The 12,269-nt window shown below is 74.7% G+C and carries 12 protein-coding genes; 10 read left to right on the top strand and 2 right to left on the bottom strand.

Features of this window, described 5'->3' with window-relative positions:
* The 3 genes from BLV76_RS00420 to BLV76_RS00415 all read left to right on the top strand — a co-directional run.
* On the top strand, positions 1–761 hold a 761-nt coding region (locus BLV76_RS00420), incomplete at its 5' end, for an aminomethyltransferase beta-barrel domain-containing protein (protein ID WP_245734476.1).
* Positions 758–898, top strand: coding sequence for a hypothetical protein (locus BLV76_RS22950; protein ID WP_245734475.1), 141 nt, complete (start codon positions 758–760; stop codon positions 896–898). The genes BLV76_RS00420 and BLV76_RS22950, both read left to right, overlap by 4 nt.
* Complete coding sequence (locus tag BLV76_RS00415; protein ID WP_245734474.1) at positions 895–1,776, top strand: uroporphyrinogen decarboxylase/cobalamine-independent methonine synthase family protein; 882 nt, start codon at positions 895–897, stop codon at positions 1,774–1,776. The genes BLV76_RS22950 and BLV76_RS00415 overlap by 4 nt, the downstream gene beginning before the upstream one ends.
* Here the strand turns inward: BLV76_RS00415 and BLV76_RS00410 are convergent.
* A complete protein-coding gene (locus BLV76_RS00410; RefSeq protein ID WP_090967360.1) occupies positions 1,676–3,085 on the bottom strand; it encodes a hypothetical protein in 1,410 nt (469 codons plus the stop codon). The genes BLV76_RS00415 and BLV76_RS00410 overlap by 101 nt on opposite strands.
* Positions 3,086–3,209: 124 nt before the next feature.
* Between BLV76_RS00410 and BLV76_RS00405 the strand changes: the two genes are divergently transcribed.
* The 7 genes from BLV76_RS00405 to BLV76_RS00375 are packed head-to-tail and all read left to right on the top strand — an operon-like array spanning position 3,210 to position 11,556.
* Positions 3,210–4,211, top strand: a complete 1,002-nt coding sequence (locus BLV76_RS00405; RefSeq protein ID WP_090967359.1) for a glycosyltransferase family 2 protein — start codon at positions 3,210–3,212, stop codon at positions 4,209–4,211.
* On the top strand, positions 4,208–4,945 hold the full coding sequence (locus BLV76_RS00400) for a class I SAM-dependent methyltransferase (protein ID WP_090967358.1): 738 nt from the start codon (positions 4,208–4,210) through the stop codon (positions 4,943–4,945). Before BLV76_RS00405 ends, BLV76_RS00400 begins: the two co-directional genes overlap by 4 nt.
* Entirely contained in the window at positions 4,942–5,877 is a 936-nt protein-coding gene (locus BLV76_RS00395; protein ID WP_090967357.1) for a lysylphosphatidylglycerol synthase domain-containing protein, read from the top strand. The genes BLV76_RS00400 and BLV76_RS00395 overlap by 4 nt, the downstream gene beginning before the upstream one ends.
* A 4-nt stretch (positions 5,878–5,881) precedes the next feature.
* On the top strand, positions 5,882–7,024 hold the full coding sequence (locus BLV76_RS00390) for a hypothetical protein (RefSeq protein ID WP_139306412.1): 1,143 nt from the start codon (positions 5,882–5,884) through the stop codon (positions 7,022–7,024).
* Entirely contained in the window at positions 7,009–8,676 is a 1,668-nt protein-coding gene (locus tag BLV76_RS00385; RefSeq protein WP_139306411.1) for a glycosyltransferase family 39 protein, read from the top strand. The genes BLV76_RS00390 and BLV76_RS00385 overlap by 16 nt, the downstream gene beginning before the upstream one ends.
* Positions 8,673–10,187 carry a DUF2142 domain-containing protein gene (locus tag BLV76_RS00380; protein ID WP_090967354.1) on the top strand — a complete coding sequence of 505 codons (1,515 nt, stop codon included), beginning with the start codon at positions 8,673–8,675 and terminating at the stop codon, positions 10,185–10,187. The genes BLV76_RS00385 and BLV76_RS00380 overlap by 4 nt, the downstream gene beginning before the upstream one ends.
* 46 nt (positions 10,188–10,233) lie before the next feature.
* On the top strand, positions 10,234–11,556 hold the full coding sequence (locus BLV76_RS00375; protein WP_090967353.1) for a serine hydrolase domain-containing protein: 1,323 nt from the start codon (positions 10,234–10,236) through the stop codon (positions 11,554–11,556).
* Between the two features lie 18 nt (positions 11,557–11,574).
* Here BLV76_RS00375 and BLV76_RS00370 read toward each other — a convergent pair whose 3' ends face one another.
* Entirely contained in the window at positions 11,575–12,204 is a 630-nt protein-coding gene (locus BLV76_RS00370; protein ID WP_090967352.1) for an alpha/beta hydrolase, read from the bottom strand.
* Between the last annotated feature and the right edge of the window lie 65 nt (positions 12,205–12,269).

The raw sequence follows: 12,269 nt of genomic DNA, 5'->3' as shown, positions 1-12,269 counted from the left end.
GCGCGCTCGCGCTCGGCTTCGACGCCGTCGCGACGGGCCACTACGCGCAGCTGCGCACGGGTGCCGACGGCCTCATCGAGATGCACCGGGCCGTCGACCACGGCAAGGACCAGTCCTACGTCCTCGGGTGCTCGACCAGGACCAGCTGCGGCACTCGATGTTCCCGCTGGGCGACACCGACAGCCGGCCGTCCGCCGGGAGGCGGAGGCCCGCGGCCTGCTGGTCGCGACAAGCCCGACTCGCACGACATCTGCTTTCGTCGCGGACGGCGACAACGCGGGCTGGCTGCGCGAGAAGCTCGGAGACGCGCCCCCAACCACGGCGGCGACATCGTCGACGCGACCACCGGAGAGACGGTCGGCAGCCACACCGGACCTACGGCTTCACCATCGGCCAGCGCCGCGGGCTCCGGCTCGGCGTCCGGCGCCGACGGCAAGCCGCGCTTCGTCCTCGACATCGAGCCGGTCTCCGGCACGGTCACCGTCGGCCCGCGCGAGCGGCTCGCGGTCGACCACGTCGCCGGGACCAGGCCGCGCTGGTGCGGCACCGTCCCCGAGCGCGTCGACGGCACCGTCCAGCTGCGCGCCCACGGACGGGAGCACCGCGCGGTCGTCACCGTCGAGGGCGACCGCGTCGCGATCGAGCTGCTCGACCCCGCCGAGGGCATCGCGCCCGGCCAGGCGGCCGTGATCTACGACGGCACCCGCGTCGTCGGCTCGGCCACCATCGCCGCCACCCGCCCGGTCGGCGTCGGCCGATGACGACGGCGACCGGTGTCGGGTCGATGCCCGGCACCACCGACGAGGGGTACGCCGAGGCCGTCCGCGTGGTGCTCGGCGAGCTGCCCGACCTCCCGCACGTCCCCGAGGTCCCGGGCGCGGGGTCACGGCCGGGATGACCGGACGGGCGCTCGCGGTCGTCGACGGGCTCGCCGCCGACCTCCAGCCCGCCGGCTGGCGGCTCACCGACACCAGCGGCGTCGACCACCGCCGCGCCCGTTCGCTGCTCGCGCAGGACCTCGACGCGGTCGAGGAGCTCGCGCAGGGCTACGTGGGCACCTTCAAGACCCAGGTGACCGGGCCGTGGACGCTCGCGGCCACCGTCGAGAAGCCGCGCGGCGACAAGGTGCTCAGCGACCACGGCGCGCGCCGCGAGCTCGCCCAGTCGCTCGCCGAGGGCGTCCGTGTCCACCTCGCCGACCTGCGCCGCAGGATCACCGGCGTCGACCGGTGGATCGTGCAGCTCGACGAGCCCGCGCTCGCCGCGGTCTCCCTCGCCCACGTCCCGACCGCCAGCGGTTTCGGCCGGCACCGCCGCGTCGACCCGCCCGAGCTGTCCGCGCACCTCGAGTGGGTGGTCGCCGCGATCACCGACGCCGGGGGAGAGGCCTGGGTGCACTCCTGCGCCCCGCAGACGCCGTGGTCCCTCGTCGCGGGCACGGGCGTCGTCGGCCTGTCGGCCGACCTCGACGTGCTCGGCCCCGCCGACCTCGACACCTTCGCGGAGGCCCTGGAGGGCGGTCGCAGCGCCGCACTGGGCGTCGTACCGTCCACGTCCGCCAGCGACGACCCGGCGACGGACCCGTCGGACGCGCGGCTCACCGAGCGGGTGCAGCGCTGGCTCGACATGCTCGGCCTCGACCCCGAGGTCGTCGACGAGCACCTCGTCGTGACCCCTACCTGCGGGCTGGCGGGTGCCACTCCGGGATGGGCGGGACGAGCGGTCCGTCTGTCGTCGACGGTGGCGCGCAACCTGAGCCTGCAGCAGCCTTCCTGAGCCCGGCGCCGGGAAGGTCGGCGCGGTCGAGCCAGGCCGTCGCGGGTGCGGTGTGGAGCAGCCGCACGGCCACGAGGGCGACCGCCATCGTGAGCGCGACCAGCGGCAGCAGCTCGGTCGGGCGGGTGAGGAGCGCGTCGACGAAGGCGTTGCGCCACCAGACGTCGCGCACCTTGGCATACATGTCGTCCGAGATCGCCCCGGGCGCGATCAGCACCAGCTGGAGCACCGCGACCGGGACGAACCAGCGGCGCGCGCGCTCCGAGAGCCACGGGGTCGCGAGCGCCAGCGCCGGGGAGAGGCTGACGACGAGCTCGAGGCTGGTGCGGTAGCCGTAGAAGTGGTCGCCGCCGCTGAAGCGGTTGAGCACCGCCTGGCTGAGGGTGTACGCCGCCCCGCCCGCGGCCAGCCAGCGGCTCCAGTCGGGCAGGTCACCGCGGTGCCGCCACGCGGTCGGACCGAGCACCAGCAGCAGCGGTGCCCACCAGAGCAGGCCCCGGTCGGCGGAGACGACGAAGCCCAGCCAGTTGAGCGGGTCGAGGGCGTAGCCCGCCGCGTTGCCGATGAAGTCGCCGGCGCGGTAGCCCGAGGTCGGGTCCCACGAGCCGTACATCCACCGGGTCCAGACCGAGGACAGCCCGAGCGAGGCGAGCGCGACCACGCCGACGCGGACGGCGATCGCCGGCCGGCGGCGCGTCCAGGCCGGGCCGAGCCCGACGACCGCGCAGACGAGGGCGGCGTGGAGCCGGCCCCACAGCATCACCCCTCCGAAGAGCCCGACCAGCCACCAGCGCCGGCGGTCCGCGGCCCACGCGGTGCCGAGGATGCCGAGCGTGGTGAGGGTGTGCGGCCAGACGGCGTCGGCCGACACCGACCAGACCGGGGTCGCGAGGCCGAGGATGCCCGAGGCGACGAGGGCGGCGTGGGTGCCGATCCGGTCGCGCAGGACGAGGAAGAACAGCACGACGGCCAGCGCGCTGAGGAGGGCGGCGGTCAGCCCTCCGGGCAGCGGGTCGACCGTGGCCGGGCGGGCGAGGGCGTACGCCGGGACGACGGCCGCGATCACGCCCGGGGCGCGACCGACCGCCTCGCGTCCGTCGGCGGTCTCGACGATCCACGTCTCGCGGATGATGTTGTGGTCGAGGTAGGGGAAGCCCGAGATGTCCGGGACGGGGTCGCCGGTCAGCGCGATGTGGCGCCCGGCGAAGTCGGCGGTGAACGCGTCGGGGCTCGGATCGGGGTTCGTGGTGAGCGCGTAGACGCCCGCGAGGAGCACGAACAGGAGGAGGGGGACCAGCCGCCGGGGCATGCGCGCCATTGTCCGCGCCGGGCGGGTGGCGGGCGAGGGCTGTGGCCGAGCGCTCGCCCATCGTTCGCCGACCCGTCACCTGGGTGAGGTCCGTGGGTACCGGGTCGTCCCTAGCGTCGCGGACATGAAGCTCGTGGTGCAGGTCCCGTGCCTCAACGAGGAGGAGACCCTTCCCCTCGTCCTCTCGTCGATCCCGGGGTCCATCCCGGGCATCGACGAGATCGTCGTGCTCGTCGTCGACGACGGGAGCACCGACCGGACCGTCGAGGTGGCCCGGTCGTTCGGCGTCACCGAGATCGTCAGCCACCCGCGCAACCAGGGCCTCGCCCGCTCGTTCACCGACGGGGTCAACCACGCCCTCGCGATCGGTGCCGACATCGTCGTCAACACCGACGGCGACAACCAGTACCCCCAGGAGCGCATCGCCGACCTGGTCCAGCCGATCCTGCGCGGCGAGGCCGACATCGTCATCGCGGACCGGCAGGTCGGGCTGATCGACCACTTCTCGCCGGCCAAGAAGGCGCTGCAGCGGTTCGGCTCGCGGGTGGTCAACATCGCCGCGCGCACCGAGCTGCCCGACGCCGCGAGCGGCTTCCGCGCCTACTCGCGCGAGTCGCTGATGCGGCTCAACACGGTCACGCGCTTCAGCTACTGCATGGAGACGATCATCCAGGCGGGCAACAAGAACCTCGCGATCGCGAGCCTGCCGGTGATCACGAACGCCAAGACCCGCGAGTCACGGCTGTTCTCCTCCACGCGCCAGCACGTCTTCCGCTCCGGTGCCGCGATCGTGCGCGCCTACGTGATGTACCGCCCCTACGTGATCTTCGGCGTGATGGCGATGCTCTTCGGGGTGCTGGGGCTGCTGCCCTACCTCCGGTACGCCGTCCTCGCCGCGGCCGGGCAGGGCGGCGGCCACGTGCAGTCGCTCCTCGTCGGCGCCGCGCTGGTCGTGGTGTCGTCGCTCTGCGTGATGCTCGGCATCGTCTCCGACCTGATCCGCACCAACCGCGCGCTCATCGAGGCGAACCTCGAGCACACCAAGCGCGCCCGCTACGACATCCTCCGCGTGCCCACCACGCCCGCGATCGACGCTCCTGTCCCACGGAAGGCCGGCATCCGGTGAAGTCGCTCTACGTCCGTCTCGTCCGCCTCGTCGCGGCACCGCTGCGCGCGATCGGCGTCCTCGGCTGTCTGCGCCGCCGCGCCCCGCGCTCGCGCACGGCCACGTGGCTGCTTTCGCTCTTCGCGATCCACGACGTCGACGGGCTGCAGGAGCTCGACGTGCCGTGGTGGACGTTCGACTCGGCCGACCGGGCCGCGGACTGGCTGCGCGAGCACCCCGGCGCGCGCGTCTTCGAGTGGGGCTCCGGCGCCTCGACGATGTGGCTCGCCTCCCGGGCGGGCTCCGTCCACTCGGTCGAGCACCACGCCGGCTGGGCGTCGATGATCGCGCCCCGCCTGCCGGACAACGTCGAGCTCCGGGTCGTCGAGCCGGTCGCCAGCGACGCGCCGGTCGTGGGCTCGGCGAAGCCTGGCCACGGTGGCCTGGACTTCGCCGACTACGTCGCCGCGATCGACGACGTGCCGGGCGAGTTCGACCTGGTGGTCATCGACGGCCGCGCTCGCGAGGCGTGCCTGGCCCGGGCCGTCGACCGGCTCGCCCCCGGCGGCGTCATCGTCTTCGACAACGTCGACCGCCGGCGCTACGTCGACGCCATCGACAGCACGGTCGCCGCGGTCGGCGACCGGGTCTCGGTCACCATGACCCGCGGCCTCACGCCCGCCCTGCCCTACCCGACGCGCACCGCCCTGCTGCACTCGTCGCTGGTGCCCACCCGTGACGCCGGGGTGACGTGACCCGCCGACGGGCGCTCCAGCTCGCCCGCGTCCTGTTCGTCCTCCTCACCCTCACCCTCGCCTGGTGGGGGTTCCGGGGTCGCTGGGACGAGATCGGCGACGCGGCGTCCGGCACCGGTCCGCTCCGGCTGGCCGGCGCGGTGCTCTGCGCGGTCGCCGGGCTCGCGCTGACCGGGGTGCTCTGGCGGCTGCTGCTGCGGTGGCTGGGCTCCGAGGTCGGGCCTCGCGACGCCGCGGCGGTCTTCTTCGTCGGCCAGCTCGGCAAGTACGTCCCCGGCTCCGTCTGGAGCGTCGCCGTCCAGGCGCAGCTCGGCCGGCGCCACGACGTGCCCGCCCGCTCGAGCGTCGCCGCCTCGTCGCTCTTCCTGCTCGTGCACACCGCCACCGGCCTGCTGGTCGGCGGCGCGCTGGCGGTCCTCGGTGCGGTCGACCTGCCCGCAGAGGTCAGCCCGCTGTGGGGCTGGGCCGCGCTGCTCGTCGGCGCGGCGTCGCTCTCCCCGCCGCTGCTGCGCCTGCTGGCCGACCGCCTCGCCGGACACGGGGTGCGGGCCGCGCTGGGTCCGGCGGAAGTGGCGCGCTCAGTGGCCCTGATGGCGCTCGTGTGGCTGGCCTACGGCGCATCGCTCCTGCTGCTCGTGACCGGCAGGGCCGCGGCACCGAGCCTGCTCGCCGCGGCGGCGGCCTTCGCGCTCGCCCACGCGGTCGGCGTGCTGGTCGTCTTCGCACCCGCCGGTGTCGGCGCGCGCGAGGCGGTGCTCGTCGCGCTGCTCGCGCCCGTGCTCGGGGTGCCCGGTGCCGTCGCGGTCGCCCTGCTCTCGCGGGTCGCGCACGCGGTGGCCGACTTCCTCCTCGCCCTCCTCGCGTCGACGGCAGCGGGCCTCGCCGCGCCGTCCCGGCACGCGGGGGAGCCGGCAGGTGTCCGCGGACGGTGAGGCGGTGGCCGGGACCCACGCGCCCGGCCGACCGTCCGTCCCGTCCGGCCGCGCGACCCTGCGCGCCGCCCTGCCCGTCGCGGTCGCGGTGCTCGCGCTGCACGTGGTGTTCGTCGTGGCCAGGGCCGCCCTGGTCGGCGGGCTCGACGGGTTCGTCGTCTACGACGGCCGCGCCTACTTCCGGATCGCGCTCGACCCGCTGACGCGCGCCGTCTCCGACCACGGCATCACCTTCACCCGGCCCGCCTACTGGCAGACCCGCATCGGGTACCCGCTGACCGCCTGGCTCGGCTCGCTCGGCGGTCGCCACGCGCTGGTGGCGGCCGCTCTCGTGGTGGTCAACCTGCTCGCCGTCACGGGGATCGCCCTCGTCGCCGCCTGCACCGCCCGGCGGCTCGGTCGCGGCGTGTGGTGGGGAGCCGTCCCGGCCCTCTGGGCCGGCTTCCTCGTCGGTCTCGGCCAGGACCTCACCGAGCCGCTCGCCGGGCTGCTGCTCCTCGGTGCGCTCGTGCTCCTCCGCTCCCACCGGCACCTGCTCGCCGCGCTCGCGCTCACCGCTGCCGCCCTCACCCGGGAGACGACGCTGCTCGTCGCCGCTGCCGTGCTCGTCGTGTCCCTCGTGCCGTCGCGCGGTCGTCGTACGGCGCCGGGGTGGTGGGTGGGCACGCTGCCGCTCGCGGTGTACGCCGGGTGGCGCACGTGGGTGCACGCCCGCTGGTCGGACCTGGTGCCCGACCCGACGTCGGGCAACCCGGTCGGCACTCCCGTCGTCGAGCTGGTGCGCTACGCCGGATCGGCCGCCCTCCACCCGCTCCGCGAGGCGCCGAACCTGGTGCTGCTGGTCCCGACGTTGCTCATCCTGGTCCTCGTCGCGACCGCGCTCCGGGGCGGTGGACCCGCCCACGAGCGGCTCGCGCTCGCCGGCTACCTCCTCGTGCTCGTCAGCCTGCCGGTGTGGGACCGCGGGCAGGCCTACCTGCGGTGGGGGTGCGAGCCGGTGCTGATCGGCTGGTTGCTGCTCACCGGCCGGCCCACGGCCGACATAGTGCGGCGGCTGGTCGTCCCGGCCGTCGCGGTGGTCTGGATCGTCACGGCGACCCAGAGCGTGGCCTACCCGCTCGAGGGGGCGTGGTGGACGTGGTCCTGACCACACCGACGCCCCCGCGGGCGCGCCCCGACGCGGCCCGTCCGGCCCGCGACCGGACGACGACGTGGCTGGCCGTCGTGGTCGTGCTCGCCCTCGCGGCGCGCCTGGTCGCCGTGCGCCACGGGCTGCCGCACGCCTACAACGCCGACGAGGAGCTGCACTTCGTCCCGCAGGCGGCGCGCGCGGCCGACGGCGACTGGTACTCCGGCTACTTCGAGAACCCCAGCGGCCTGACGTACCTCCTCGCACTCGTCTTCCGGGCGGTGCTGCCCGGCTCCGACGCCACGATGCTCCTCGTCGACGACCCGGCCCTCGTCCTCACCGTCGCGCGGCTCACGGTGGTCCTGCTCGGCACCGCCTCGGTCGTCGCGGTCGCGCTGGCCGGGCGGGTCGCCTTCGGGCGGCGCGCGGGGACGTGGTCGGCCGCCTTCGTCGGCCTGTCGTTCCTGCCGGTCTTCTACGGCCACCACGCCCTCAACGACGCGCCGACCCTCCTCCCGACGGCGCTCGCGCTGGCGGCCTGCCTGCGCCTGCACGAGCGCGGCGGCACCCGCCTCGCGGCGCTCGCCGGGCTCGCGGTGGGCCTGGCCGCCGGCGTGAAGTACCTCGCGGCCCCGATGACCGTCGTGGTCGGGCTGGCGCTCCTGCTCCGGGTGCTCGAGCGTCGGCAACGCCTGGTCCCCGCGCTGCGGGACCTCCTCGTGGCGGCGGTCGCCTGCGTCGGCGGGCTGCTCCTGCTCAACCCCTTCATGGTGCTCGAGGTCGGCAAGTTCTGGGGCGACTTCAGCGGCCAGTCCGCGCAGGCCGCGACCGTCAAGCTCGGCCAGGCCGGCGCGGCGTGGGCGGGCTACCCGGTCACGCTGCTCTGGGGGTTCGGGGTGGTGCCGGTGGTGCTGGCCGTGGCGGGCGTGGTCCTCGCGTGGCGGATCGACCGGGGGAGGACGCTGCTGCTCGTCATCTTCCCGGTCGTGCTCTACCTGCTGATGTCGTCGCAGGACCGCTGGTTCGCCCGCTGGCTGCTCCCGGCCTACCCGGCGCTCGCCGTGCTGGCGGGGCTCGGCGCCACCCGGCTGGCCGCGCTGCTCCGCGGCGCCCTGCCCGGCGTCGTACGACCTCTCGCCGCGGCGGTCGTGGCGGTGCTCGCCCTCGGCCAGCCGGTGGTCGACGTGGTGCGCAGCGACCTCCTGCTCACCCGCACCGACACCCGCACCGAGGCGCTCGACTGGCTGGCCGCCCATCCCGAGGTCGGCCGGGTCGTCGTCGAGCCGGCGGTGCCCGGCAGCTACCGCCGCCGGCTGCGCGACGCCGGCCTCGAGCTGCGACCGGTCAGCCGGCCGTTCCAGGCCTACGAGCTCGGCCTCACCGCGGCGCTGCTCGACGACTACCGCGCGGAGGGCTGGTGCTGGGTGATGGTCAACGGCCACCAGCGCGACCGGGGGCTCGCCGCCGGGCTGCCCGGCGCCACCGCCTACTACCGACGGCTCACGGCGGAGAGCGAGGTCGCGATGTCGGCCTCGCCGTTCGCGACCGGCACCGCGCCGACGCCGTTCTCCTACGACTTCAGCTTCAACTACTACCCGCCCGCACACCAACGACCCGGACCGGTCGTCGAGATCCGTCGCCTCGACGACTGCACGGAGGGGACCGCATGACCCACACGACCACCGATCGGATCCGACCGATCGCCCGCCGGTTTGCCGCACGGCCCGACGCGGTGGCGCTGCTCGCCGCGGCGCTGCTCTTCCTCGTCGGCGCGCAGATCGCGCTGGTCTTCAAGGTGCCGAGCTGGGGCAACGACGAGCCGGCGCACACCGGTTACGTCGCCTCGCTGGCCGCGGGCCACCTGCCGACGATCGACACCGACATTGTCGACGACCCCGCGCGGTTCCCCGGCACGGCCGAGGAGCTCCAGGGCTGGGACGCCGCGCACGGCGACATCTGGACGGCCAACCACCCGCCCCTCTTCCACCTCGCGATGGTGCCGGTCTGGTGGGCACTCCACGACGTGAACCAGAGCGGGATGATCATCACGATGCGGCTGGCCAACACCCTCGGGTTCGCGGCCTGGCTCTACCTCGTCGGCGCGCTCGCCCGAGAGCTGGTGCCGCGGCGCCCGGCGGTCGCGGCCCTCGCGGTCGTGGTGGCCGCGGCGCCGACGCTCGTGCTGCGCTCGGCGTTCTTCCAGAACGACGGCTGGGCGTCCGCCTCCGCCGTGCTGCTGCTCCTGACGACCGTGCGCCTGCTGCGCCGGGGGGCGACCACGCCACGGGTCGCGCTCGCGGCGGCTGCCGGGACCGTGGCCGCGGGGACCCGGGCCCAGGGGGTGCTCCTCGTGGCGCTGTGCTCCGTCGTCCTGCTCGTCGTGCTGGCCCGGAGGTCCGGCTGGCGGCCTGACGGGTGGAAGCGGGCGCTGGTCGTGTCGGGGGTCGTCGGCGCCGTGCCGGCCGCCGCGTGGGCATGGTTCTACGTGCGCAACTACCGGCTCTACGGCGACGTCACCGGCCAGGACGCGCTCCTGGAGAAGTTCGACCGGGTGCCGGTCACGGAGTGGCACCGGATCGACAACATCCCCGGCCTGACCGAGCCGACGCTCGCCACGCCGATCCTGATCGGCGTGTTCCTCGTGCTCGTGCCGATCGCGCTCGTCCGGTCCGTGCGCCGCCACGGCGCCCGCCTCGACGCCGTCTGGATCCTGCTCGCGGTCCACGCGCTCGTCACCCTCCAGAGCCTGGTGACGTTCATGCAGGCCGGCGGTGGCTTCCACGACCGCTACCTGATGCAGGTCATGCCGTTGCTCGCCACTGCCGTCGCCGTGGGGATGCTCGAGGTCGGCCGGTGGGTCCGGGCCCGCACCCCGGGCACCGTCGCGGCCGAGCGACGCGACTGGTGGGTCGCCACCGCCTGGGCGTCCGTGCTGCTGGTGTGGCTGGCCGGTGCCGTGGCCTGGCTGGAGGACTACTACGTCTTCAGCAGGCAGGAGACCTCGCCGGTCGACGGCCCGGTGCCCGACGCCATGGTCGCGGTCGCGGTCGGCCTCGGCGTCGCGCTGGTCACGGTGATGGTGGGCCGGGCGCGCGCGCTCGACCGGCGCGACGACGTCGACCGGCCGGCCGAGCTCCTCGAGCCGGTCGAGGACGACCGTCGGGCCTTCATCCTTTCGTAGGCGCTGATAGGCACTGGGAGACGTCCACCGCGAGGAAGGCCACCCCATGACCGTCCGTCCGTCCGCCCCGACCACCGCCGCCGCACCACGTCGTCGCCGCGCCCTCTCCGCTGCCCTGACCGCGACGGCAGTGCTGGCACCGACCGCCCTCGTTGCTGCTCCCGCCGCCGCTGCACCCGCGTCACCGCAGGCCGTGCGCCAGGTGTCCGCCGACGCGCGGGCCATGCCCGTCGGCAAGCTCGAACGCCTCGTGAAGAGGCTCCGCGAGGACGGCAAGGCCGTCGCCGTCACGGCCGAGGTGCGCCAGGGCGGGAGGACGTGGACCTTCGACGCGGGCCAGGCCCGTCGCGCGCCGTCGGTCCGGGCCGAGCCGGGAGCCAGCTTCCGGGCCGCCAGCGTCACCAAGCAGCTCGTGGCGGTGCTGGCGCTGCAGCTCGTCGAGAGCGGGAAGTGGACGCTCGACACCACCATCGGCGACGTCGACCCGGGTCTGTGGCCGGGTCGTGAGTCGATCACCCTGCGGCAGCTCCTGAGCCACACCAGCGGGATGCCCGACCACCTCCTCGCCGTCATCGGCGACGCGACCACCGGGAAGGAGTTCGTCCGCTCCGTCTCCCGGCGCATGACCGACCGGCAGATCATCGACGCGGGCCGGAGCCTGCCCTGGGCGGGCGAGACCGGCGCGTTCTCCTACAGCAACACCGGCTACGTCGTGGTGGGCCAGATGCTGGAGCGCGCCACGGGGACGAGGATCCGCACCCTGATCGAGAAGCGGGTGCTGCGACCGGCCGGGATGAGCGACAGTGCGTTCGCGGTGCGCAAGGACGCTCCGCGACCCGACCTGCGCGAGTACGCCCGCTTCCCCGGGCGCACCCTCGACCTCGGGTCGTTCGAGCCCTCGGTCTTCTCCTCGGCCGGGGCCCTGGTGTCCACGGCCCGTGACCTGAACAGGTTCCGGCGATCGCTCGAGACGGGCGAGCTGATCAGCAAGCGCCTGGTCCGCACCATGCAGACCCCCGTCAGCGACGGTGGCGGCCTGCCCTACGGGCTCGGCAGCTACCGGCTGCCCAGCCCGTGCGGGTCGGGTCCGGGCTGGGTGCAGGGCCACGACGGTGCGTCCTTCGGGACCCTCACCTTCTCGGTGGGTCTCGGCAAGCTGCGCCACGTCACCATCGCCCTGACCGGTCGCGGCTACACCGAGGAGACGCTGGTGGCCCAGGGCCGCCTGATCCAGGAGTTCGCCTACACCGCGCTGGCCGCGACCTGCGCCGACGCGGGCTCGGACCGCCGTCGCACCGACCCGGCGGAGCTGCCCGGGCTGGTCGACCTGCAGGCCACGTCCTTCCCGGCGTCCCTGCCTGCGTCCTGACCTGCGTCTGGCCCGGGCTCAGGACATCGGCACCTGCACGCCGAGCACCTCGAGGGTCGACCGGGTGGCGACGTCGTGCCACCGGGTCGACCCGCTCAGCATGTAGTGGCCCAGCGCGCCCATGTCGCGCAGCTCCACGCTGTCGGCCACGGCCCTCGCGCGCTCGACGTACCTCGTCGTCTCCTTGAAGGACGTGATGCGGTCGCGCCGGCCGTGGGCCGCCTTCAGGGTGCGGCCGGCCAGGGTGTCGACCGGGTCCTCGGCGGACCACCACGGCGCCAGGCCGACGACCCCGACGACCGACGGGTCGTCGGCGACGTGGACGGCGACGCGGGCACCCATCGAGTGCCCGAGCAGCGCGACCGGGACGTCGCCGTGGGTGGCGCGCACCTGGTCGAGCGCCCAGCGGGCGTCGTCGGTGCGGTCGGTGCCGCCGTTCCACCCGCGCTCGCGGTAGCGCAGCATCCACACCCCGACACCGGCGTCGTTGGCCGCCGGCGCGATCGTGCGCTGGAGCCAGTGCGCCCGGCGCCACGACGCGCTGCGGCCGTCGACGGCCTGGCGGGAGCGGGGCTTGCCGCCGTGCAGCACGACGACGAGGGCGCGCGGGTCGGGGACGTCGTACGTCGTCAGGTGCGGGTCGGTCACGAGTCTCCTTCGTCGGGCGCGGGGGATCGGATTGGTGGGGACGGGCAGAGGGAGGACCTCCTGTC

The organism is Nocardioides exalbidus, assembly GCF_900105585.1.
Classification (GTDB): Bacteria; Actinomycetota; Actinomycetes; order Propionibacteriales; family Nocardioidaceae; genus Nocardioides; species Nocardioides exalbidus.
This window is presented reverse-complemented; position numbering and strand designations above follow the sequence as displayed.